The 22,538-nt window shown below is 55.0% G+C and carries 24 protein-coding genes; 15 read left to right on the top strand and 9 right to left on the bottom strand.

Going from position 1 to position 22,538, the window contains the following annotated elements; translation table 11 throughout:
• The 3 genes from folP to rnr form a co-directional block, all read left to right on the top strand.
• The coding region (gene folP / locus VEI96_02410) for a dihydropteroate synthase (protein HXX56838.1) at positions 1 to 513 on the top strand (513 nt) is incomplete at its 5' end.
• A gap of 73 nt (positions 514 to 586) precedes the next feature.
• On the top strand, positions 587 to 907 hold the full coding sequence (locus tag VEI96_02405; protein ID HXX56837.1) for a PilZ domain-containing protein: 321 nt from the start codon (positions 587 to 589) through the stop codon (positions 905 to 907).
• A 134-nt stretch (positions 908 to 1,041) separates the two neighbouring features.
• Positions 1,042 to 3,141 carry a ribonuclease R gene (gene rnr, locus VEI96_02400; protein ID HXX56836.1) on the top strand — a complete coding sequence of 700 codons (2,100 nt, stop codon included), beginning with the start codon at positions 1,042 to 1,044 and terminating at the stop codon, positions 3,139 to 3,141.
• A gap of 370 nt (positions 3,142 to 3,511) precedes the next feature.
• Here rnr and VEI96_02395 read toward each other — a convergent pair whose 3' ends face one another.
• From VEI96_02395 to VEI96_02365, 7 genes are all read right to left on the bottom strand, one after another.
• Entirely contained in the window at positions 3,512 to 4,126 is a 615-nt protein-coding gene (locus tag VEI96_02395; GenBank protein HXX56835.1) for a HupE/UreJ family protein, read from the bottom strand.
• Positions 4,123 to 4,689 carry a HupE/UreJ family protein gene (locus VEI96_02390; GenBank protein ID HXX56834.1) on the bottom strand — a complete coding sequence of 189 codons (567 nt, stop codon included), beginning with the start codon at positions 4,687 to 4,689 and terminating at the stop codon, positions 4,123 to 4,125. The genes VEI96_02395 and VEI96_02390 overlap by 4 nt, the downstream gene beginning before the upstream one ends.
• Positions 4,690 to 4,721: 32 nt before the next feature.
• Positions 4,722 to 5,561 carry a HupE/UreJ family protein gene (locus tag VEI96_02385; GenBank protein HXX56833.1) on the bottom strand — a complete coding sequence of 280 codons (840 nt, stop codon included), beginning with the start codon at positions 5,559 to 5,561 and terminating at the stop codon, positions 4,722 to 4,724.
• 182 nt (positions 5,562 to 5,743) lie between these two features.
• A complete protein-coding gene (locus tag VEI96_02380; GenBank protein HXX56832.1) occupies positions 5,744 to 6,667 on the bottom strand; it encodes a peptidylprolyl isomerase in 924 nt (307 codons plus the stop codon).
• Positions 6,664 to 7,212, bottom strand: a complete 549-nt coding sequence (locus VEI96_02375; GenBank protein ID HXX56831.1) for a hypothetical protein — start codon at positions 7,210 to 7,212, stop codon at positions 6,664 to 6,666. Before VEI96_02375 ends, VEI96_02380 begins: the two co-directional genes overlap by 4 nt.
• A gap of 118 nt (positions 7,213 to 7,330) precedes the next feature.
• On the bottom strand, positions 7,331 to 9,628 hold the full coding sequence (locus VEI96_02370) for a DUF3604 domain-containing protein (protein ID HXX56830.1): 2,298 nt from the start codon (positions 9,626 to 9,628) through the stop codon (positions 7,331 to 7,333).
• A 480-nt stretch (positions 9,629 to 10,108) separates the two neighbouring features.
• Positions 10,109 to 10,537 carry a thioesterase family protein gene (locus VEI96_02365; GenBank protein ID HXX56829.1) on the bottom strand — a complete coding sequence of 143 codons (429 nt, stop codon included), beginning with the start codon at positions 10,535 to 10,537 and terminating at the stop codon, positions 10,109 to 10,111.
• 219 nt (positions 10,538 to 10,756) lie between these two features.
• Between VEI96_02365 and VEI96_02360 the strand changes: the two genes are divergently transcribed.
• The 11 genes from VEI96_02360 to VEI96_02310 all read left to right on the top strand — a co-directional run bounded on the left by VEI96_02360 (position 10,757) and on the right by VEI96_02310 (position 20,617).
• A complete protein-coding gene (locus VEI96_02360; protein ID HXX56828.1) occupies positions 10,757 to 11,590 on the top strand; it encodes a TIGR02757 family protein in 834 nt (277 codons plus the stop codon).
• A gap of 139 nt (positions 11,591 to 11,729) precedes the next feature.
• Complete coding sequence (locus tag VEI96_02355; GenBank protein HXX56827.1) at positions 11,730 to 13,127, top strand: cbb3-type cytochrome c oxidase subunit I; 1,398 nt, start codon at positions 11,730 to 11,732, stop codon at positions 13,125 to 13,127.
• 10 nt (positions 13,128 to 13,137) lie between these two features.
• On the top strand, positions 13,138 to 14,070 hold the full coding sequence (locus VEI96_02350) for a cbb3-type cytochrome c oxidase subunit II (GenBank protein HXX56826.1): 933 nt from the start codon (positions 13,138 to 13,140) through the stop codon (positions 14,068 to 14,070).
• Positions 14,071 to 14,079: 9 nt separating this feature from the next.
• Positions 14,080 to 14,280: a cbb3-type cytochrome c oxidase N-terminal domain-containing protein gene (locus VEI96_02345; GenBank protein ID HXX56825.1), complete on the top strand. Its 201-nt coding sequence runs from the start codon at positions 14,080 to 14,082 to the stop codon at positions 14,278 to 14,280.
• 184 nt (positions 14,281 to 14,464) lie between these two features.
• Positions 14,465 to 14,608: a CcoQ/FixQ family Cbb3-type cytochrome c oxidase assembly chaperone gene (locus tag VEI96_02340; protein ID HXX56824.1), complete on the top strand. Its 144-nt coding sequence runs from the start codon at positions 14,465 to 14,467 to the stop codon at positions 14,606 to 14,608.
• Positions 14,595 to 15,809 (top strand): 4Fe-4S dicluster domain-containing protein, encoded by a 1,215-nt coding sequence (locus VEI96_02335; GenBank protein ID HXX56823.1) that lies wholly within the window; start codon positions 14,595 to 14,597, stop codon positions 15,807 to 15,809. Before VEI96_02340 ends, VEI96_02335 begins: the two co-directional genes overlap by 14 nt.
• A complete protein-coding gene (locus tag VEI96_02330) occupies positions 15,806 to 16,261 on the top strand; it encodes a FixH family protein (GenBank protein ID HXX56822.1) in 456 nt (151 codons plus the stop codon). The genes VEI96_02335 and VEI96_02330 overlap by 4 nt, the downstream gene beginning before the upstream one ends.
• Positions 16,262 to 16,270: 9 nt before the next feature.
• Positions 16,271 to 16,744, top strand: a complete 474-nt coding sequence (locus tag VEI96_02325) for a hypothetical protein (protein ID HXX56821.1) — start codon at positions 16,271 to 16,273, stop codon at positions 16,742 to 16,744.
• Positions 16,731 to 17,453, top strand: a complete 723-nt coding sequence (locus VEI96_02320; GenBank protein ID HXX56820.1) for a sulfite exporter TauE/SafE family protein — start codon at positions 16,731 to 16,733, stop codon at positions 17,451 to 17,453. Before VEI96_02325 ends, VEI96_02320 begins: the two co-directional genes overlap by 14 nt.
• Positions 17,454 to 17,509: 56 nt before the next feature.
• Complete coding sequence (locus VEI96_02315) at positions 17,510 to 19,930, top strand: heavy metal translocating P-type ATPase (GenBank protein ID HXX56819.1); 2,421 nt, start codon at positions 17,510 to 17,512, stop codon at positions 19,928 to 19,930.
• Positions 19,931 to 20,029: 99 nt separating this feature from the next.
• A complete protein-coding gene (locus VEI96_02310) occupies positions 20,030 to 20,617 on the top strand; it encodes a hypothetical protein (protein ID HXX56818.1) in 588 nt (195 codons plus the stop codon).
• Positions 20,618 to 20,644: 27 nt separating this feature from the next.
• On the opposite strand, the gene VEI96_02305 is transcribed toward VEI96_02310, so the two are convergent.
• Positions 20,645 to 21,034, bottom strand: a complete 390-nt coding sequence (locus tag VEI96_02305; GenBank protein HXX56817.1) for a DUF1573 domain-containing protein — start codon at positions 21,032 to 21,034, stop codon at positions 20,645 to 20,647.
• A 230-nt stretch (positions 21,035 to 21,264) separates the two neighbouring features.
• Here VEI96_02305 and VEI96_02300 point away from each other — a divergent pair, with 230 nt between their 5' ends.
• Positions 21,265 to 21,663, top strand: coding sequence for a hypothetical protein (locus VEI96_02300; GenBank protein ID HXX56816.1), 399 nt, complete (start codon positions 21,265 to 21,267; stop codon positions 21,661 to 21,663).
• A 226-nt stretch (positions 21,664 to 21,889) separates the two neighbouring features.
• On the opposite strand, the gene VEI96_02295 is transcribed toward VEI96_02300, so the two are convergent.
• Positions 21,890 to 22,538 (bottom strand): cytochrome c3 family protein (locus tag VEI96_02295; GenBank protein HXX56815.1); only part of this gene is annotated, 649 nt, incomplete at its 5' end.

Here is a 22,538-nt window from a genome sequence, read left to right as displayed (position 1 = left end):
TCCATGGTGAATGACATCAGTGGATTAAGATTCGACGCAGAGATGCCGAAGGTCGTGGCCAGGCATGAGGTTCCGGTAGTGATCATGCATATAAAGGGTACCCCGAGGGATATGCAAAAGAACCCTGTGTATGAAGCGCTCATTCCGGAAATCATCGACTACCTCAGGGCCGGCATTCGCCTCGCAATGGGTGCAGGGGTGAAGGAGGAGAGGATCATCCTCGACCCGGGGATCGGCTTCGGTAAGACATTCGACGAGAATCTCGAGATATTGAAGAACCTTCAGGAGTTTACCGGGTTACAGAGGCCGATCCTTGTCGGCCCATCGAGAAAGGCCTTCATCGGGAAGATACTCGGAGACGCACCGGCCTCAGACCGCATCGAAGGAACCGCAGCGGCGGTGGCTATCTCCATCCTTAACGGCGCCGACATTGTGAGGGTTCATGACGTAAAAGAGATCTCAAAGGTCGTGAGGGTTGCCGATGCGATTAAGCGGGGACGCATACGGGGCTGAGCGATACGCCAGGATATTCTCTGCTTTGAAGAGTCTACCGAAAGGATGCCCGGCGTCTGGTATAATAACATTCATGGATCCACGGGAATATAAAATACGGAGAAAACACGAGAGAGTTCCTTTTAGAGAGGATATGCTCATAGATGGTCAGAAGTCGTGTACCAGTACTGATATCAGTGAAGGCGGTCTTTTTGTGTCGGCGATTCAGTATTTCGTGCAGGGCGATGTCATAGAGGTCTCTATTCCGATCAAAGAGGAGAAGATAACGGTCAAGGCGGAGGTCAAGTATTGTCAGCAGGGAATCGGCATGGGGATCATGTTCGTCGATCTGAATGACGAGCAGAAAGCAAAACTCAGAGAATTGATCGAGAGCATTGCCGGAAAGGCTGACTGACCTGCCGCACCGACGGCTGTTTTCCTGTCTCTCATTTGTCCTTTATTCAATCGACTTTGACGATGTTTCGTCCTTCGTGATGCCTTGCTGTGATTGTCATTCCCGGGCCGTTGTCATAGAATAGAGACAGTACCATGGTCACGAGAGATTCTATCCTTTCCTTCTTCCGCGAAAAGACTCGGAAACCCGTCGGTTTCAGAGAGATCGTATCCTCGATGGGACTCAGCCATGCTGAGGCGAGGGCATTGAAGCGTCTCCTCAGGCGGATGATGCGGGAGGGCGCCATCGTGATGACCCGCAGAGGCCTCTACGGACCGGCCGAGGACATGCATCTCCTCACGGGATATTTTGAGGCCCACAGAGACGGCTACGGCTTTGTCATTCTCGAAAAACCGGATGAGCGGGATGTCTTCGTTCCTGCCCGCTCGACCTCCGGCGCGATGGATAACGACAGGGTCATCGTCAGGGTCGAAAACTGGCTGAGGCGCGAAGGAAAGATAGTAAGGATCCTTGAGAGGGCGACTGCGCGGGTCGTGGGAAGACTCGACATTACGAAAACCGCATCGTATGTGAGGCCGAAGAAAAAGAACATCACCTTCGACCTCTACGTGTCGCCCGCAGACAGGGGAGGTGCGAAGCACGGCGACACCGTTATTGCCGAAGTGGTCAACTATCCGACCGATAAGAGGCCGCCGTCGGGCAGGATCGTCAAGATACTCGAGAAGCCGGAAGACCCGATATCCGAGATGGAATCCATCATCGATGAATTCAACCTTTCACGCCGCTTCCCGAAGACCGTTCTCGACGAGACAAAATCATTTAGGGAGAAAGCCTCTGAATATTCTTTGGAGAAGAGGAAGGATCTGAGAAGTCTCCCGACCGTTACGATCGACGGCGAAAGGGCAAAAGATTTTGACGACGCCGTCTCGATAAATCTCACCGAACATGGCTACAGACTCTGGGTGCATATCGCGGATGTGGGCCATTACGTCGGCTGGAACACGGTCGTAGACGACGAGGCGAGGAAGCGCGGAACGAGCGTTTATTTTCCCGACAGGGTCATCCCGATGCTGCCCAAGGAGCTTTCAGAGGACCTCTGCAGTCTGAAACCGAAGGTCGAGAGGTATGCCTTTACCGCTGAGATGGATTTCAGCCGGGAAGGGGAAAGGGTGAATGCGAAATTCTACCCGAGCCTCATCATAAGTGATGAGAGGATGACCTATACGTCTGTTAAGAAGATACTCGTCGACCAGGACCGCGCCGAACGGGAAAAATACGAATATCTCCTGCCGGACTTCGAGATGATGAACGAGCTCTGCGGCATTCTGAGGGGACGGAGACTTGAGAGGGGAAGCCTCGATTTCGACCTCCCTGAGCCGGAGGTCCTCCTCGATCTGCAGGGGAATCCCGAGGCGATACTTAAGGCGGAAAGAAACCTCGCGCATATGCTCATCGAGGAGTTCATGATAGCCGCCAACGAGGCTGTGGCCGAGCACCTGGAGGCGCTTGGCATTCCGAGTATCTACAGGATTCACGAAGAACCGGACCCGATGAAACTCGAAGATATCATGAAAGTCGTAAAACTGGCGGTACGGGTGAGGAAGAAGACTCTCAAGCCCGGGGACTTCTCTCGGCTATTGAGTGCCATTAAAGGGGCTCCTGACGAAGAGATTATAAACTATATGGTCTTGAGGAGCCTAAAACAGGCGCGCTATTCTCCGGTCAATGTCGGACATTTCGGTCTTGCCTCCCGATGCTATACGCACTTTACATCACCGATACGGAGGTATCCCGATCTCGTAGTCCACAGGATACTGAGAGAGGTTCTGATGAAGAAGCGCTTCTCGGACAAGAGGGTGAAGGAGCTGGGGTCCATGCTTCCTGATATCGCCCTTCATTCGTCGAGGATGGAACGCCTCGCCGATGAAGTCGAGAGGGAAGTGATCAACGCGATGAGGGTCTGGTTCATGAAGGAGAGGGTGGGCGAGGAGTATGAGGGCAAGGTCGTGAGCGTCACGCCCTACGGCTTCAAGGTGAGACTGAAAGACTTCTATGTCGAGGGGTTTATCCATGTCTCTTACATGACGGATGACTTTTATTCCTATAACGAGAGATCGGTCTCACTCTCCGGAAGAAACACGGGGAAGACTTTTAAGATAGGAAAAGAAGTGAGGGTTAGAGTTGACAGGGTAGACATGGACGAACGTGAGATCGTCTTCGGGATCGTTTCTTAGGCGTACACAGAAATATCGAATTGCGCATGGCCCAAAATTCGGCGAGTTATTCTCGCGATCCTCTTGAAACTGAGCATCAGCTCATGCAGTCACGATTACTGTTATTAATCCTCCTTTTTGATAAGACAAATGTAAAATCAGGATACTGTAACCGAACCTGTAGCTGTCCCGCCATAGTCCTAACGTTACTTATGGAAATAACTGGTCTACAGAAATCCTACCAATGAAGACTTCGTGTAGTACTCAATAATACCTATCATGTGAAGAACCGCTTGATTGAGGAACTTATTGAGAAACGGTGCGATGCCCGCAGCTTCGAAAGGACTCAAAAACATTACAGGACTTTATTTGGGGTTTTCATCCTTACAGTTCAGCCTCTTCTCGTGGCCCAGCTCAATAACAGCAACCCGCTGGCGGCGATCCAGCTCCCCGCCACGCGCACGGCGATTCGAGCCCATGCGACGCGTAAGCGAACCACGAACGCGGCAGGGAGCGCAACCACCACAAACACCGCGAAGACCAGCCCGAGGAGAGCTGCAGCAACGTATCCGGATGCGCCCATCCCACTTCCATTCAAGTATCCATGATAGAGACCGAGCAGCGCAGCCAGAACGGTGGTCACACGCAACGAGAGTTTCGCGTCGGCCGCCAGCAATCCCCCCAGAAGCAGAAACCAGATCGATGACAGGATGACGTTGTCATTCGTTGCCGATGCCCTTAAGCCGAGAAGACCGCCCAACAGCCACGCGATCGGGACTACGAACAGAGCTCTGCGGCCATAGCTGGCGCCGCGCAATCCGGCCAACAGCGCAAGCGCGAGCACCGGTACAACATCTTCGGGGCTCATGAGGAAGTGCGTCAACCCGTCATAGATCGGCCCCATGCCGGTCGAATTCAGGTGTGCCAAAGCGGGCGTGGGGCACAGTGGGACGGCGAACGCTATCGTTGCTGAAATCGATAGCCGGAAGACAGACAGATGCTTCATGGGAATGCCTTCCACATAAAGAAGACTCCACCCGCCGCGACCACAGCACCGGCAACGCGCAGCAAAGTCTGGCCCCATCGCCATCGGTGGATCGTGCCGATGCCGATCCCTGTGGCGTGCAAACAGCCTGTCGCGATAACGAAACCCATGCTGTAGAGCAAAGCGCTCTGGCCCATCGGGAGTTCGTTCCCGTGGGCGTGTCCATGGAAAATGGCGAAGAAGCCAACTAGGATCGCGGCCACTGCAAGGGGCGGGCGGACCTCGAACATCACGGCCGCACCAAGCAGGATAGCCGACGCAGCGATCCCGTATTCAATGCCGGGTAGAGAGATGCCCATGAAACCGAGCATTCCGCCCATCGCCATCACCAGAGGAAACGCCACCGGCAATAGCCAGATGAACGGGCTGCCGAGTTGTGCGCCCCACAGGCCGACAGCTACCATTGCCAGAACGTGATCCAGCCCTGAAAGCGGATGACCTAAGCCTGTCAGGAAACCAGCGGCCTGGCCCTGTTGTGCGTGCGCGAATGCCGACTCTGCCCGGAGCATCGCCAGCACAGCCATGCCCAGTGCCCATTTGTACTGCCGTGTTATTCTCATCTCATTGCCCCAAAAAGCAATATAACGCGCTGCACTGTCCAAAATGCTCCCAGGGAACCGACGGTGTATCCCGGAAGGGCCTGTGCCCATCGCGGCCAACGGACTTCGAGGATTCTGAAGGAATGCTCCAGCGCCAGAATCAGTCCGACGAAACCGAGTTGTCCGAGTTCTACGCCGACATTGAAGCTGACAAGGGCTAGGGGCAACTCATGCCGTGGCAGCCCCGCGCTGGTCAGCGCACTGGCGAAGCCAAAACCGTGGAGCAGCCCGAAAGCAAACGCAACCACCCAGGGATGGCGAATCGTGAAGCTCGTTTCCCCTCGCCAAGAGCGAATAATCTCCGGCCCGAGGAAGAGGATGCTCAGCGCAATCGCGGCATTCAACGGGAGCACCGGTACCTCCGCGTATCCGAGCGTTGCGACGGCAAGCGTGATGCTGTGCGCTATTGTGAATGCGGTGACCGTCTTCAGAAGCATCCAGCGGTCAGACACGATCAGCAGGAGCCCCAGCACGAAGAGCATGTGGTCGGCGCCGAAGAGAATATGGCGGATGCCCTGCACGATATAGGTGCTCGCCACGCCTAACCGGGTTTGCGAAGCCGCAACCTCGACCCACGGCTGTGACGGGCGGGCGATGGTTGTCCACTTTCTGCCATCCAGCATCTCTACGCGAATGAGCACATCGGTGATCGTCAGCTGAAGTCCGACGAACTCGATGCGCTTGCCAGCCAGCCCATTCGGACCTGCGTCGATCCAGCGGCGCTCAACCAGAGAATCCGCCAGTTCCTGTACTATCGGCTCCTTGAGGTTCTGCACACTGCCCGGAATCTTCAGCATAACCGGCAGGCGCATCCCCGATAGGACAGGGGTGCGCCATAGCACACTGAATCGACCGGACTCAGTTTCTTTGATTTCAAGATAAGCGGGCCGTGCCTCGTGTGCTCGCACTGCCGGGGCCGCACAAAGTATCGCGAGCAGCAGAGCCGCACAAAGTCGACCGAAATGCTTCTGCGCGCCGCTCACTGCGGGACGACCTCGCTCGATGAAGCAGGCGTCTGCTTCCCCGGAGGAGCAACGGCGGCGTGAGCCGATCCCTTGTCGGGAGGAGCAGGCAGGAGCACGGTGTACTTGGCGCGCATGTCCCTGTACGCCTTTGCCCAGGCAAGGGCCTTCTGCTCTCCCAGCCAAGCGGTCTTCACGTCCGGTTCGATCTCCTCGAATGCCGGCACGCGCCCGGGAATTATGGTATCGACAAACACGAGGTGCCAGCCGAAGCCGGATTCTATCGGCCCCTGCCACGAACCTGACGACAGTTTCTCGACGGCTTGCGCGAACTGAGGCCCAAATTCCTTGCCGAGGAATTCCGGCGCCCGGTCGCGATAGTAGTCCTGGAACATGAAAGGATCGGCGAGAGACTTGGCGAGCTTTGATTCCTGTGGCTGACCGGCAAGCTGCTTCAGCGTTCGTTCTGCGTCGGTGCGGGCGCGCTCGCCGCGTCGGTCAGGAGAAAAATAAAGATGACGGAAGCTGACGCGGCTGGGCTGGGCGAACTTGTCGCTGTTCCTCTCATACCAGGCTTTCAGTTCTGCTCTGGTTGGCTCATGGGCAGCGGCTACGTCCTCGGCAAGGAACTGCATCTTCTGAGCCATCCGGCGCCTGACGATCTCGTCGTTTTTGTCGAGTCCCATCGCCAGTGCCTCGCGGTAGAGGACCTCCTGCTGAACCTTGCCCTCGACCATCCGGGTGAATTCCTCCGGCGTCGGCTCGCGCCGCCACTGCGACTGGAACACCAGGACGAGCTGCGCCGCCTCGTCGAGAGTGAGCTGGATCTGCTTCGATGATGGAGCCGCCCCGCGGTCTGGCTGCACATAGTGATAGATGAGGAATAGCAAAGTGCCGAGCAGTAGAAAATGAATAAGCGGTTCACGCAATACACGCTTCATAAGATAGACATCAGCCAGTGCTGAATCCTTGCCTTGGCGCGGGCGTCACCGTACAGCCGCAGCACTCCGAGTTTACGCGCTTCGGCAAAATTCATCGACCCCGCCGCCAGCGCCTCAATCGCTGCATATTCGCTCACCAAAACTACATCGCCAAGCGCCGGGCCGTCCACGTCAACGGTCATCTGCAACTCCCCGTCGTGCAACTCGTACCGGGTCCAGAGGGCCGAATCAAGCAGCGCGACTGCCAGCCCCTGTCTCGGAGGCATCGGCTCCAACAAGGCAAGACGAGCCTTGAGTTGCGTAAGGGCCGCACCAGCCCTTGCCAGTATCGCGGCGTGAGGCGAGTCCGTGATTGCGGCCGACGCGTTGCGCTCCAGCACACCTTCCATCTGCGCATGCCACACCGCACTGCTCACCATAGCAGAGCCGGGATAAACCATGTAGATTGCCTCCCGAGCGATTTCGGCGTCTGAAAGATCGTCGAATGCACAGGACCAGGCGGCTGGAGAGAGCGCACAGGCCACCAATAATGTGAGCAGCGTCAAAGCGTTCCCCAACCACGGCTGTTCGATCAGCCCAAAGGGTCTGATTCGTGTGCCACTGCATCGTTCCCGATTTCGCGGGGACGATGCGCACATCGGACTATTGAAGTGAAACTCCAGATTACTCCTCTGTTTTTGTATGTAGGAACGAGTCCTGGCTTTCCTTATCGTATTCACCCTTGCCCAGCTTGACGAGGTTGGCCGGTCCCTTGGCGAGAATCTCGTAGTTGGCGTAGCCGAATTCGTTGCTCCGCGCGCCGTAATACTTGTCGCCCATCTTGAATACCGCCACCTCAAATGGTGTATTGGCGATCATTGTGACGATCTTACCGCTCTTGATCGAATACGGCGTCGGCACGATCTTATAGCTGTTCTTCGCAAGAGTGCCCACCGCACTCGGGAGCTTCGCACCGTGGCCCACGTGCATGATGATCATGTTTCCGTCGACGTCGTAGTTGGCCTTGAATACCTCGCTGGTGACCGTGTTGCTGAACCAGACGGACTTGCCGACGAGCAGCTCCTTCAGCTGTTCGTCGTTGAGCGCGAGAGCACCCTTCGCTGTCAGATCGGCGACCCTCAGACCCGGAGCGGCGGCCTTGCGCGCTTCAGAGCTGGGCGTGTACCAGATCGGCGAGCTCCATGCCCGCTCTTGCACGGTGGCCGAGACGTTGTCTGGGGGCGCGATGCCGATCTGCCTCGCCTGAATCGTGCTCCAGCGCGGCGTCGGGATTTCGAGTACGCGGGCATAGTAGAACGTATGCAGGCTGGCATCGAATTCCGGATCAGTCCAGACCGTCTTCAGTTCAGTCGAGCCCACTGTGTTACTGTAGGTAGCTTTGTCGATGTCTACAGTGCTCTGGATCGGTGGCAGTACACCGGCACGATTGATTTTCCGGTTTCCCGACCAGACCACATCGAAGATTTTCTCGAAGCTCTGGCCGTTCTTCGTCCAGCCCTTCACGATCTGAATACGATCCAGATTCCCGGAGGTCGGATCCTTCACCGCCCACACCACGAAGCTCGGCGCCTTCGCCTTGGCTGGCGGCAGGTCGCCACCCATTGGAACGCCACGGTTATAGGCCGCCTTGACCCAGCCCTTGCCCTTCATCGTGGCCGCGTTATAGTCCCACCCGCCGAAGAAGCGCACCTTGATGTGGGGGCCGCTCGTGCCGAAAGTCTCCTTGCGGTACATGGCATCCCAGAGCGAGGCCCGCGTGTTCTCTTCCGCCCACACGCCGGTCACGCCGGCGGGATTTTCTAACCGCACATCCATCCCGGTGAAGAGGTGTCCCGACATGCGTGTCTCAATCGTGCCGTCATTGATGCCGTGGCCGCCGTAGAAATTGTTCTGGCGATAAGGCGTACCGGTGTTGTGCGAATCGGAGCCGCTGACGATCCCGAACTTGTACGGGTTGTAACCCCTCGTGTCCTGCATCGTCAGGCCGTCCTTGAGCGCCTGCCGGGCATAGCTGCCGACGATGTGCGGAATGCGACCGGAAGTGTCCGGAAGTCCGATCAGGAAGCTCATGATCTCGTAATTGGCGAACTCGTCGTTGGGCGAGAGAAGCGGGTGGGTCTCCGACTGCCCTTTAATCTGCTTGATCTCGACCAGTCGCTCGTTGCGGTCGCGTGTGGCAGCCCATGCCGCGTCGATCGGCCGACCGAAGCTGTCCATGTCGGTAGGGTACATCCAGCCGTCACTGAGATTTGCATTGTGCGAAATCGCCAGCAATTCGTTGCCCGCTTTGCGCTGAGTGTCCATCCAGGCCCAGAGATCTTCCGGGTGCCACGAATCGAGCATCGAGTACGGCATCTCCGGCACCTTCGCGCAATCGCGGAAGAAGATATTGCGGTGCAGATTGCGGAAATTGACCTGAGAGGTGTACTCGTACGAGCAGAAAGCCGTGAACTTTCCAGGGTGGTTGTTCTCCTCGGCGATCTTGACGTTTTCCTTCCAGATCGAGCCTGCCACCTCCGGGGTCATGAATGCCTTAATGGGCGGCTTGTTCACCAAGGACACGAGATACATGAATACCTTCAGGACGTCCTGCGGGTTTTTGGGGTCCTTGAGGATCAGTCCCTGAGCTTCGGGCAGCTTGCTTACGGCCGAACCGGGAGTGTTGGCAGCCTTCGTAATCCCAACGTATTCCGAGTGATCGGTCACCCCCATGAAGTCGAGCGGCGTCTCGATCTTGATGTCATAGCCCAGCGGGTGTTTGATCGTCTGTCCTTGGGCGTAGTGCAACGCATCGGCTGGCCCGGTGATGTGGTTGCCAAAGAGCCAGGCATCCACCGACCAACTGGTGTGCTGATGGGTCTCTCCGAAGTACGCGTTACGCTCCGGGTTAGGTTGGGCAACTGCCGAGGAAGCTAAGAAAAAGGCTAGAACAAGGAATAGAAGCCATGCATATCGTTTCATAAGTTCCCTCCTTCCGCATATGTCGTCCTTCTTCCGTCTCTCTTTTTTAAGCAGTCTCATGACTATGCTGCTATTTTGTTACGTACGCATTTTCACACATGAAAATTTCTATGTGTGATTGATAGAGAGAGTACTTTGTAATTCTTTTATCATGAATTAGAGGGGCTTGTCAAATAGTATTTTCTTGGTAGTATTTTCTTGGTTATAGAGCGTTCTTTGAGATCGACGAGAGGCACCCTTTCCCATTACCAATTGTTGTTTCAAATCTGGTGATTTCGACATAAACCCGCACCCTCATAACTATCCAGAAGAAGACGGCTTTGGATCGGAAACCGAGAATCTAATATAAGAGATGACTCTGTTGAGTCGTCGGTGAACTGCTCAGACCAGCACAGAAGAAAGGGACATGGGGTCCATATGAAAGTGCTAGTCATAAGTTCTGTTTCAACATATGTAAACACAAATTTTGACAATTGCATGTTATGAACTTTTTTTCGTGATTTTTTCTTTCATCTTTGAATCGAATTTCTCTTTCTTGATTATAAATCGCTCGTGCCTTCCCTTTGAGATGAGTTCTACGCCGTCGTGCGCCTCTACTTCGAATAATAACCTCCGGCCGTCGACCTCGATGAGTTTCACCTTTGCAGTTACTTCAAAACCCGGTGGAGTCGCAGCTATATGACTCACATCGATATGCGTGCCGACAGTCTGTTCACTCGGCCAGTCAAGGTGAGGATTTATCGCCTTAATGCACGCCCATTCAAGAAAACCCACCATGAACCCGGTTGCAAATACTTCCGGCATCTCCTGAAATTCTGTTGATTCGGGGTACAATGCCGGAACGGTTTTCGACTCCGGGATATGAAACGTAAATTCCGATTCGATTCCGGGCTTTAATGTGTCTTTCATAGTTCTCCTTTGTTACATGACAATATTGAGGCGTAGGGGCAAGCTCATTTTTCGCTGGATCTGATTGAAACTATATCACAATAGACTTGATGCATCAACAATGCGCTTCTTCTATGACAATGAACCAACCTTGTGTGATATCATAGACAAAAAGTAGTTTTGTATTCTGTGGTAAGACCCGGGGAAGGGCGAACAAATCTCAAAGCAGACACGCCGACGATGAAATCTCTTAAGCATGTTCTTGACAAATTTTACGATGACTTCGACTTTGACAACCGGCTGAAGCATGACCCCATCGAATTCCCCCACCGCTACAAGGACCGGAAGGACAGAGAGGTCTCGGCTTTTATAGCCTCCTGCCTCGCCTACGGGAGGGTCGATCTCTTTAAACCGGTGGTAGAGAGGATCCTAACGATTATGGGTAAAAGTCCCTATTCATTTCTCATGAATTTTGATGTGAAGCGGCAGGGAAGGCTCTTTGGGTTTAAATACCGTTTCAATGAGTCCAGGGACATCGTCTGCCTCCTCTTTATCACTCATAGACTTCTCGAAAGACACGCTTCATTCGAACGGGCATTCAAGGCGCATTATAACCGCGAAGATCAGAATACAGGAAAGGCGCTTGCCGGACTCGTCGGAGAGATGCTGTCTATCGACACGGCAGCCGTCTACGGGAAGAACGTCCACCCGCCCGGTCTGGCACAGTTTTTCCCTTCTCCGGCAGGAGGCAGCGCGTGCAAGAGGATGAGCCTCTTTCTTCGCTGGATGATACGGGACAGGGACATCGACTTTGGTATCTGGAAGGGTATACCGAAGAGTAAACTCGTGATCCCGCTTGACACGCATATCGCTAGGATCGGACGATGTCTCGGCCTCACCGGGAGGAAGTCCGCGGACTGGAGGGCTGCGGTCGAGATTACCGATTCCCTGAAGGCCTTCGATGCCGAGGACCCCCTGAAATATGACTTCGCCCTCTGCCATCACGGGATATCCGGCATGTGCCGGACGGGAGATGGGCGCCCCTGCGAAGGTTGCATTTTGTCCGCTTTTTGATAGAATTATAAAGAAACCTAAACTTTTCGCTTGACAAAACGAGAAAATGGGATTACGTTTATCTTGATTACGGTGCTTCGTGATTTCGTCCCTGACTCCGTCGGAGTTTGCAATACTTTTTTCTTGAGGAGGTATCGACATGAGTGATTATCAGTACGATAATCAGACGGTCAGCGGTTTCATCGTCTCCTCCATCTTCTGGGGTGTCGTCGGCATCCTCATAGGGCTCCTCATCTCCGTGCAGCTCTGGAGGCCCGAGCTGAACTTCCCGCCTTTCCTCACCTATGGGAGGCTGAGGGTCGTCCATACGAACGGGCTCGCCTTCGGACTGGGGGTCGGCGCGATATTCGGCATCTCCTATTACATCGTGATGCGTCTTACAAGAAGACCCCTTGTCTTCCCGAAGCTCGCGCGGTTTCAACTCTATCTCTTCAATGTGGCGATCGCGCTCGCGGCCCTGAGCCTCTTCGCGGGAATGAACCAGTCGAACGAATACGCGGAATTGGAATGGCCGCTCGACATCGGCGTCGTGATACTCTGGGTGATGTTCGCGGTGAATGTCTTCGCCTCGATAATCAAGCGGAAGGAAGAGCAGATGTACGTCTCGCTCTGGTACGTCATCGCCACCGTCATCGCCGTGGCGGTGCTCTATATCGTGAACAACCTCTCGATCCCTGCGGGGCTCTTCAAGTCCTACCATCTCTTCGCGGGAGTGAACAGCGCGAATGTCGAGTGGTGGTATGGCCACAACGCCGTCGGATTTGTCTTCACCACGCCGATCCTCGCGATGTTTTATTATTTTCTGCCGAAGGCGACGGGCATCCCGATATTCAGCCACAGGCTCTCGATTATCGCCTTCTGGTCGCTTGTCTTCGCATACCTCTGGACCGGCGCGCACCACCTCGTTTATACGCCTCTTCCGGACTGGATACAGACGCTCGCCATCGTCTTTACCGTATTTCTCATCGCCCCATCATGGGGGTCTGTGGTGAACGGCTATTATACAGTCGGCTCCGACTGGGAAAAGACGAGGACGAACTACCTTACGAAGTTCTTTCTCCTCGGGATCACCTTTTACGGTCTCCAGACCGTTCAAGGGCCCACTCAGGGGCTGAGGGTCGTCAGTCAGCTCATCCATTACACCGACTGGGTACCGGGACATGTGCATATGGGGACGATGGGGTGGGTCACGATGACCGTCGCTGCCTCGATCTACTACATCATACCGAAGATCTACAACACCGAGATATACAGTGTCAAGATAGCGAACATTCACTTCTGGCTCGTCCTGATCGGGCAGCTCATCTTCTCTATCACGATGTGGATTACCGGCATTCAGCAGGGGGTCTTATGGAAGGCGGTGAATCCGGACGGAAGCCTGAAGTATACCTTCATGGAGACTCTCGTGAGGAACTATCCATTCTGGAAACTACGGTCGGTAGCCGGCGTCATATTCACGGTCGGGATGCTCTTCTTCATCTACAATGTCTACATGACAATGCGCAGGGGCAAGTCCCTTGCCGCGGCGAAGGCATAGGGGGTGGACCATGGCAAGCGACTTCCATCATAAGCTCCATACAAGCCCGGTCCTCTTTGCGGTGCTCGCGACCGTGGCGATCCTCGTCGGAACGGTCGTCACGATGTTCGCGCCGATGCTCACTTCCCAGATGCATCCGAAGCTCGAAAACCTGAAACCCTATACGCCCATCCAGCTTGCAGGCCGGGACATTTACCAGCGTGAAGGGTGCAACAACTGTCATACCCAGACCGTACGTCCGTTGAAGACGGAGGTGATGCGATACGGCGATTACTCGAAGGCGGGCGAATTCGCTTACGACCATCCCTTTCTCTGGGGATCGAAGAGGACGGGACCCGATCTCGCGAGGATCGGCGGCAAGTATCCCGACGAATGGCACTACGGCCACTTCGAGAGCCCCCAGGCCTTCTTTGCCGAATCGAACATGCCAGCCTATGGATGGCTTAAGGACCGCAAAGTGGATCCGCGGGAAATCGAGTCTCATATGGCTGCCCTCGGATTTCCTTACACTCCCGAAGACATCAAGGCGCTCGAAGGAAAGACAGAGCTGGCAGCCCTCGTCGCCTACATGCAGGTGATCGGCATCGCAGTTGCCAAGCAGGCGGCCCCTCTGGCTGCGGAAGCCGCGGAGAAGAACCCCCTCGCCGGAGACCCGAAGGCGATAGCCGACGGGAAGGCGATTTTTGGCGCGAACTGCGCGGTCTGCCACGGCGCTGACGGCAAAGGCGGCATCGGGCCTAGCCTCGTCGACAATGTCTGGCTTTATCAGGAAGGCGACGTGAGCGACGGTGTCCTCTTCGGCATCATATCGCAGGGAACGCAACCCGGAGCGGAGATCGCGGGGAGAAAGGCAAAAGGCGGGATGCCGCCTTTCGGGTCCTCACTGGATAAGAACAAGATATGGTCCCTGATCGCCTATATCAGGTCTCTACAGGGAAAATAGGAGGGAGCGATGGCAGGACATGAGGAATTAGATGAACTCAAGGAGTTTCTCGTCGAGGAGGGCGTGGACGCGAAAAGGAAGATCCCCATCGGCTGGCTGATACTCTTCTGGGGGCTCATCCTCTGGGGTATCTATTATTTTGCCGCCTATTCTCCCTCGATCAGCGGATGGACACAGCAGAAGGCGTACGAGGAGTCTCTCAAGAAATAAGATAGGGCGGAGGTTATTCATGGATTTGTCAATCATCGCGACGATAGGCTTCACGACCGCGGCGGCAGTCGGGATTCTCGTCGTCTTTTTCAGTGCGCGGGGAAAACGATAGGGGGCGTTTGCGTCCCGGCCGCGTGACGGGACAACCAGAGCCTGGTCAAGAGGGAGGACGGTAGAAGATAGCATGAACTCGCTCGCAATCGCATATATCGTTTTCGGCGTAACTCTTGTCATACTCTTCGGCATCATCATCGGCTTTTATTATTCGAAGAAGAGAAAGAAGAAGGTGGAAGAACCGAAATACAAGATGCTCGATGATGATGAGTAAAGGGATACAGCCCTGGAGGCGCCTCATCGAGGTGCTCCAGGGGCTCGTAATCCTCGGCCTGCCTTTCCTGAAGATAGATGGCGAGAGCGCCCTGCGGTTCGATATTCCTACCCTGAGGCTCCATGTCCTCGGCGTCAGTATCTGGATGGAAGAGTTCTTCATCGTGCTTATCGCACTGATCTTCTTTACATTTCTCGTTATCCTGACAACGATCCTCTTCGGAAGGATATGGTGCGGATGGCTCTGCCCTCAGACCGTCATCGTCGATTTTACCCGCTTCCTCGACAGGGCGGACAAAAAAGGAGCGGCTCACAGAGCGCTGGCGTACGGAGCGATACTCGGCATCAGCATCATCATCGGAGCGAACCTCATCTGGTACTTCGTCTCTCCCTACGAGTTTATCGGCAGGCTTTTCTCTCAGGACCTCGGTCGGACCATCTCGGGCTTCTGGATCGTCCTCACCATGATTCTTTTTCTGAATTTCGCCTTCCTCCGGCACCATTTCTGCTCAACGGTCTGCCCCTACGCCCGGCTTCAGAGCGTGCTCTATGATTCAGGAACCCTTCTCATCGCCTTTGACCCGGGGAGGAAGGACGAATGCGTCAATTGCATGGCCTGCGTGAAGACCTGTCCAGTCGGAATCGATATCCGGCAAGGCATGAATGCGGCGTGTATCAACTGTGCTGAATGCCTGGATCAATGCACGAAGATTATGACACGAAAGGAGAGGAAATCCCTCATCGGGTATTTCTGGGGGTTTCCAGGGGAGACCGGAAGGATACTGAGAGGAAACGTTCTCCTGATCGGCTCTCTGACCGCGGTCGCCCTCGTCTCTTTACTCTACCTGTCTTCTTCCAGAAGAGCGCTGGATATGACCGTCCTTCCCAATTATGACTTCACTCCGAGGATGAATGAGAATGGCGGCACGCTGAATTCCTATCTCTTGTCCGTGGAAAACAGGGGAAGGCGCGATCTCGATCTCTCGATCCGGGTTTCTGCGGCAGGGAACGGCATGAAGATAACTCCCGAGAGGCTTGTTCTCAAGGCAGGGGATCATCGACGGATAACGACATATGTCTCGGACGCAAACCTCGGCAAGAATGCCGGGACAAAGGAGATCGAGATATCCCTTGTCCCGGTGGGAGATGATACAATGAAACTGTCCAGAAAAGCGAACTTCAGAATCCCGGGGCATAAGTGAAAGCTGCGATCATCATCGTGACCATCTTCGGTCTCGCTTCAGTCATTGGCGTGATCGTTGTCGGGATGAGGAGCTTCGAGGGGATTGTGGTCGAGAAGCCCTATGAAACGGGGCTTGCATGGGATTCGCTCGAAAAGGAGAAGGCGTCTCTGGGGTGGAAGGTCGAGGTGAGAACAAAAGGCTTCAGAACCGGCGACAATGATCTTCTCCTCCTGATATCCGATAGGGAAGGGAAGCCTCTTTCCGCTGCGGACGTATCGATTACGGTGAGCAGGCCTTCGACGAGCGCGTATGACAAGACTTACCGTGCAGATGAACAGCCCGGCGGGATATATAATGCAGACGTGCGATTGCCGCTCTTCGGACACTGGGAGATGAAGATCCGTGTCGCCTCCGGAGGGAAAAGAGCTGTTTTCGATGAAAAGATATTCGCGGAAAAGGGGCCGGGGTGAGAGGTGGAGATGATGAACCGATCCTATCAGAAAAGGATAGTGGTTTTGTTCGTTCTTCTGTTCAGCGCAGTGGCGACGGCGATCCCTCTTTTCTCCGCGATCAGGGAAGGTCAATCTCCGGACGATTGCGAAATCGACAGGGGTCGATGTTCAAGAACTGTGGGAGAGAAGACGGTCATCTTCGCTATAGACCCTACGCCGGTGAGGGCGATGGAAGAACTCACTTTTCTTGTAACCCTTCTCCCCGCTCCTTCCTCCTTGGACACAAGGAAGCATCAGGAGGCTGAAGGAATAACTCTCGATCTCGGGATGCCGGGAATGTATATGGGAAAGAACCGTGTTATTTTGAAAAGGACCGCCGAAGGGAAATACGCGGGACGGGGAGTAATACCGAGATGCCCGAGCGGCAGGAGTCTCTGGAGAGGGACCCTCGAGATACCGGATCTCGGCAGGGTTGAGTTTCTCTTTCATGTTACCCACTGATTCTCTCTATGTCCTGATTTTTGTCTCTGGTCTCCTGGGAGGGTTCGGCCATTGCATCGGCATGTGCGGTCCCGTTGTCGCCGCATACTCGTTACCCCTGGGAGGATCTGCCGCCCCGCAAGAGGGCATGACGGGAAGGCTAGGGGCCTTCATGCCCCATCTCCTCTACACCCTCGGGAGGGTCACGACATACAGCATTCTTGGGGGAATCATGGGATTAACAGGCTCCTTCTCCGGTGTCGTCAGATCTATCGAACGTATCCAGAATATCACCCTCGCTGCCGTTGGGGTGCTGATGGTCATGATGGGACTCGCTGCGGGCGGATGGCTGCCGTTCCCGACAAGGCTCGGGAGGGCGAACCTGTTCACCGGCAGCATTGCCGGAATCGTGCGGTTCATATCGGGCATAAAGACAGTCGGGGCATACTTTCCTATGGGCCTCGTGCTCGGTTTCCTTCCGTGCGGTCTCCTCTATACCGCCCTCATCGCGGCTGCAGGCGCAGGAGCAGAGGCGGGAAGCGGGGCAGGAGGCTTTCTTCGCGGCATGTCGCTGCTCTTTCTCTTCGGACTCGGAACTTCTCCCGCGCTCTTTCTGTTCGGACGGCTTGTCTCGGCGCGGGCGGAGCGGTTGAGAAATACCCTCTATAAAGGAGCTGCCATTATGCTGATTCTCGCGGGATCGCTCTTTGTTTACCGGGCCCTCCGATGAGACATCAGCTGGACCGGCGTGTAACGTTTCTGGACCTGGTGGAACGGAGTTAAGAGATGGCCACCTTGAAGTGTGACCATTGCCTTCTGACATTCTCGGAAGGGCAAGCAATTCATGATGAAGTGAAGGGTGTCCAAAGGGTCTTCTGCTGCAACGGCTGCCGGGGGATATACCGCCTGATCCATGATGAGGGTCTCGACGCGTTTTATGAGAGAAGGAACGGATGGACCCCTGGTCCTCCCGAGGAAGGGGATGTCTCGACGGATCTGTTCGAGGCCGCCCTCAGAACAGAAGGGAATAAAGCGGCGTTAGACCTGAATCTCACCGGTATCCGCTGCGCCTCCTGCATATGGCTCATCGAGCATTTTCTCATGAAGTGCGACGGGATTCTGTCTGTCATGGTTAATTATGCCACGCACAGGGCAAGAATAGCGTGGCTTACCGACAGGATCAGTCTTGCTACGATACTAAAAAAAATCGCATCCCTTGGATATGCGCCGCGGCCCTATTCCGGATCTGCGATCGAGGAAGCCTTGAAGGGAGAGAAGAGAGACCTGCTCATCAGGTTCGGTACCGCTTCCTTTTTGTCGATGCAACTCATGCTCTATACCACCGCACTTTATGCAGGGTATTTTGAAGGGATCGACCCTCTCTACCGGAAGATGTTCGAACTCATCTCATGGGCCTTCACCACTCCCGTGATCTTCTATTGCGGATATCCCTTTCTAAGAAACTCGGTGAAGGGCATAGGGAACCGCGCCTTTACTATGGACGCGCTCATCTTCATCGGCTCTTTCAGTGCCTATGCATACAGCGTCTTCGCGATCTTTACCGGAGGCGAGGTTTATTTCGACACCGCAGCCATGATCATCACCCTCATACTCCTCGGCAGATTTCTCGAGACAGGTGCAAAGGTGAAGGCGATCGGGGCGATATCGTCTCTTATCAGTCTCCAGCCGAAAGAGGCGAGAATCATGAGACAGTCGGATTCGGGCGAACCCTTTTCAGAGAGTGTCCCCGTGTCGACCCTTAAGGTGGGAGACAGGATTGAGGTTATCGCCGGTGAAAGAATCCCGGTCGATTGCGTCGTACTAGGCGGCCACTCAGAAGCGGATGAATCGATGCTGACGGGCGAGTCCGTGCCTGTGAGGAAGACAGAGAGTTCCGCCGTATTCGGAGGGACGATGAACCTCACGGGGAGTCTCGTTCTCGAGGTGAAAAAGGTCGGAAGCGACACGCTGCTCAGCGGGATCATCCGGGCCGTGGAGGACGCACAGGCTCGGAAGGCCCCGATCCAGAAGCTGGCTGACATCGTCGCTGGCTGGTTTGTACCGGCCATTTTTCTTGTCGCCGGAATGACCTTTGGTTTCTGGTTTCTCAGGACCCATCTCCTTTCGGTCTCTCTCGTCTACGCCGTATCGGTTCTCGTCATAGCCTGTCCCTGTGCGCTCGGTCTCGCCACACCCCTCGCGATCCTCATCTCTACGACGATCCTGTCGTCCCGGGGCGTACTTGTCAAGGGGGGCGATTCCATCGAGACCGTTGCGCGGACGAATTTTGTCTCCTTTGACAAGACCGGCACATTGACTGCCGGGATTCCTTCCTTAATGAACCTGGCCACCTATGGAATAAGCAGAGGGGAACTTCATATCTTGGCGGCATCCCTCGAGAGGGGCTCGGTCCATCCGATTGCACACGCCCTCCGTAAGGGGATGAGGGATGAAGATCTCTATCGTATCGAGTCATCCACGACGCACCCGGGAAAAGGCATCGAGGGACTGATGAACGGAAGACGTCTGCTGGCTGGGAACCCCTCTTTCCTGCAATCGTCAGGCGTGGTTATGAGCGATACACAGATGGAAGACTTCGCAGCCCTTTCATCAGGTGGCGACACGATAACGGGATTTGCTGAGGGAGCGGTTCTCAGGGGGTGGCTCGTACTCTCGAATGACCTGAGGCCTGAGGTGCCAGAGGTCGTTGAAAGACTGAGACAGCTCGGATGCGGTGTCGGTCTCCTCACCGGCGACCGCAATGCTGTTGCCGAGGAGATCGGCAGGAAAGCGGGGATCTCCATCATGGATGCCGAGGCGACGCCTGTTCAGAAGGCGGACAAAGTCAGACTGTTGCGGGAAGCGGGCCAGAGGGTGCTCATGGTCGGGGACGGCATCAACGACGCACCGGCTCTCGTCGAGGCCGACGCGGGGGTTGCGATCGGCAGCGCAACGGATATCGCCATGGAGAGCGCTGATGTCGTATTGCTGCGAAACGACTTGAGGTCGGTCATAACGTTACTTGCTGTTTCGAAGAGGACGTTCTCCCTCATAAGGCAGAACCTGTTCTGGGCGTTTTCCTACAATCTCGTCGCCGTCCCGCTGGCGGTCTCGGGCAAGATACATCCCATAATATCGGCAGCCTGCATGGCGATAAGTTCGCTCATCGTTGTCGGCAACTCCCTCAGGCTGTATAAGACGAAGTGATGCCCCGGGATGGGCTGGGTGGATTATGTCCGTAGTTCTCCTATGAAAAAGTTCACGGAAATATTAGAATAGGGATATGGCTCCGGAGGTGGAAAGGGTATGAAAGCGTCCAAGAGAGCCGACGTCCATGCCGACAGTACGGAAGCGATCGTCGAGGAGATTCGGGAGATCATCGAGAGTGCCGGCAGCGTTGTAATCAGCGGCGAGGTGGGGGTCGGAAAGATCATCCATACGATCGAGGCCCTTCGGGACGCAGACAACATCTATTATGTCGGAAACCCCGTCGACTTTGCGGGCAAGCCGAGGCCAAAGGGGTATGATAAATATATCGCCTATATCAAGTCTCTGAAGCGGGGCATGCACATCATCGCCGACGAGAAAGAGCTGCTCGCCTTTGATTTTCAGTCTGTCTCGGGAACCGGAGCGATCCTCCTCATAGATGAGATATACGGGAGGAGCCCGGAGCAGTATGCAAGGATATTGGGCATCCTCGATAAGAGTGATATGAAGGTGGTCCTCATCGCAGGGTGTCTGAAGAATGTCGGCAGGATCATCAAGAATTTTGAAGTGATTCTCATGCTCACAAACGACGGGACCCTGCTCGTCGACAAGGAATTCATTCTGAAGATGTCTGCGATCCTCCGTTCGGATTCCCCCGAAGGACAGGCGGGGCTGTTCCAGAGCTGAGCCCGAAGGAGAAAATATCCGGCCCGTCTATCTCTGCGGTATCGGGGCGGGAGGCACGGGTTCCTGTATATTCGCTTTCAGGGTCAGGGTGACCTTCGGTTTTTGGGGGTCGTTGCTCAGGACACCGGCAGTCTTTACGAGAATCCCGCTTCTTCCAGCCGTGTCGACTTTTACCGTTATCCTGCCCTTCTCGCCCGGTTTCAGGTGGTTTGAACTAACCACCGCGGCCGTACACCCTCAGGACGGGAGCACCCTGCTTATGATGAGGTCCTCTGTGCCCGTATTCTCAAATTCGAAGGTATGCTCCAGTTGCAGACCCTGCTGCACCTCCCCGAAGTCGTGACTCGGGTCCTCAAATTGTATGGACGGTTCGGCGTAGGCCAGCGCGGGCAAGACGAGGATCAAAGCGAGGATCATGATTTTCATGAACCATTATAGCACAAGTTAGAGGTTCCAATGCCGGAGAGGATGACAAGGAATATTGACGGTCCCCGGGCCACCGGCAGCAACGCCCTGAAGATTCATTTGGTGACCTTATGGAACGGGGGCGTCATCCATCTCTCTGGCAACGATGTATCGCCTGGCTGAAATAATCGCCTTGATTTCTGGTATCATGTAAATGGAGGAGATTTTTATCTGGGGAGAGAATGAAGAACCTTTTACTCTTGTTTCTTGCCGCGGTGGTTCTTACCGCATGCAGCGCCTATCTGACCCGTGTAGACTTTGATGACAGTCTGAACGCATATAATCAGGCACTGCGCTGGCACGAATGGGACAAGGCGAGTTCCTATGCTGCGGACGCAATTCACGAAGAGTTCAGGGCGAGGGCGGCGGCGGCAAGGGATGTGAGGGTGACCGATTTCCGCATTGTCGGTGAGAATTATAACGCGGAAAAGCGGCAGGCTACTGCAGAGGTTGAGATCGACTACTACAGCGTTTTTTCTTACACGATGAAGACGTTGCGAGATACCCAGAGATGGATGTACGTTGACGAGAAGGGAATAAGAGGATGGAGACTCGAGAGCCTCCCTCCGGAATTCAGATAACCGTGTGACTTCGCGGTTAATAGGATCAGTCTTTCCCCGGCATCTCCTCTGACACTCGTCCTTCCCTCATTCCTGCGCAAATGTCTGCGATTAACGGTGAACTTCCAGCGAGTCTTCAAGACTTGAAGAAAAGGAATGTCTCTTGGGCAGGGGCAGCGGATTAACCTGTCGGAAGCACAGGAAAAGGGGGTGGTTTCCCATCCCCCTTTTCCGTGCGTCGTGAAGATTACTTCTTGTGGCAGCTGAAACAGAGGTTACTGTTCGTGTCCTCGACCCAGAGGAACTTCAGACCGGTGTTTTTCGTGTTATGAACGTCGTGACACGAAGAACATTCCATCTTGTTGTTCCAGAGAAGGTCGTTAATCGTGAGGCCGTAAGGGTTGTTGCCAAGGAGCGTGGAAGTCACATCCTTGATCTCGTCGTCCATCAATGAAACCGCGACGTAATCGAACCCTATCGGGTGGTGGTTCTGGAGATTGCCACCCACACCGATGCCAAACCTGCCATTGAGAGTTGCGGTGATCATCACATTGCCGGTGTGCTGAGAAGATGCGGCGCCGTTCTCAAAATGGCCGTAGCTGCTGACCGCCGTGGATGCGTCATGGCAGCTCAGGCAGAGCTTAGAAATGCTGCCCGGCTGTCCCAAGCCGGCCTGCACAGCGTTCAGCTGGTGCTGGATACTGTTCGGGATGGTGCCGTCATACGTGTTGGAGTATGGGGTGTAGCTCGCGATCGTGGAGAGATCGTGGTTCCAGAGTGGGTAGTAGTCTACTCCGGCAGCCTGTGCTTCTGCGGTCGTTATGGTATGATGCGGGGCGTGGCAGTAAATGCAGATTCTGTCGAGTGTCGGATCTGCCTGTACGCCTGCATTATAG

It is taken from the genome of Thermodesulfovibrionales bacterium (genome assembly GCA_035622735.1).
Classification (GTDB): Bacteria; Nitrospirota; Thermodesulfovibrionia; order Thermodesulfovibrionales; family UBA9159; genus DASPUT01.
The sequence above is the reverse complement of the archived record's forward strand: the minus strand, read 5'-3'. Positions and strand labels throughout refer to the sequence as shown.

Bases quoted from the DNA above. Each gene is read 5' to 3' on its own strand.
- VEI96_02390 (HXX56834.1), bottom strand. From the start codon at position 4,689: ATGGCTGTGCTGGCGATGCTCCGGGCAGAGTCGGCATTCGCGCACGCA.
- VEI96_02325 (HXX56821.1), top strand. From the start codon at position 16,271: ATGATGAACCGATCCTATCAGAAAAGGATAGTGGTTTTGTTCGTTCTT.
- rnr (HXX56836.1), top strand. From the start codon at position 1,042: ATGGTCACGAGAGATTCTATCCTTTCCTTCTTCCGCGAAAAGACTCGG.
- VEI96_02360 (HXX56828.1), top strand. From the start codon at position 10,757: ATGAAATCTCTTAAGCATGTTCTTGACAAATTTTACGATGACTTCGAC.
- VEI96_02320 (HXX56820.1), top strand. From the start codon at position 16,731: ATGTTACCCACTGATTCTCTCTATGTCCTGATTTTTGTCTCTGGTCTC.
- VEI96_02365 (HXX56829.1), bottom strand. From the start codon at position 10,537: ATGAAAGACACATTAAAGCCCGGAATCGAATCGGAATTTACGTTTCAT.
- VEI96_02355 (HXX56827.1), top strand. From the start codon at position 11,730: ATGAGTGATTATCAGTACGATAATCAGACGGTCAGCGGTTTCATCGTC.
- VEI96_02300 (HXX56816.1), top strand. From the start codon at position 21,265: ATGAAGAACCTTTTACTCTTGTTTCTTGCCGCGGTGGTTCTTACCGCA.
- VEI96_02335 (HXX56823.1), top strand. From the start codon at position 14,595: ATGATGATGAGTAAAGGGATACAGCCCTGGAGGCGCCTCATCGAGGTG.
- VEI96_02385 (HXX56833.1), bottom strand. From the start codon at position 5,561: ATGCTGAAGATTCCGGGCAGTGTGCAGAACCTCAAGGAGCCGATAGTA.
- VEI96_02350 (HXX56826.1), top strand. From the start codon at position 13,138: ATGGCAAGCGACTTCCATCATAAGCTCCATACAAGCCCGGTCCTCTTT.
- VEI96_02395 (HXX56835.1), bottom strand. From the start codon at position 4,126: ATGAAGCATCTGTCTGTCTTCCGGCTATCGATTTCAGCAACGATAGCG.
- VEI96_02345 (HXX56825.1), top strand. From the start codon at position 14,080: ATGGCAGGACATGAGGAATTAGATGAACTCAAGGAGTTTCTCGTCGAG.
- VEI96_02310 (HXX56818.1), top strand. From the start codon at position 20,030: ATGAAAGCGTCCAAGAGAGCCGACGTCCATGCCGACAGTACGGAAGCG.
- VEI96_02380 (HXX56832.1), bottom strand. From the start codon at position 6,667: ATGAAGCGTGTATTGCGTGAACCGCTTATTCATTTTCTACTGCTCGGC.
- VEI96_02340 (HXX56824.1), top strand. From the start codon at position 14,465: ATGAACTCGCTCGCAATCGCATATATCGTTTTCGGCGTAACTCTTGTC.
- VEI96_02405 (HXX56837.1), top strand. From the start codon at position 587: ATGGATCCACGGGAATATAAAATACGGAGAAAACACGAGAGAGTTCCT.
- VEI96_02315 (HXX56819.1), top strand. From the start codon at position 17,510: ATGGCCACCTTGAAGTGTGACCATTGCCTTCTGACATTCTCGGAAGGG.
- VEI96_02370 (HXX56830.1), bottom strand. From the start codon at position 9,628: ATGAAACGATATGCATGGCTTCTATTCCTTGTTCTAGCCTTTTTCTTA.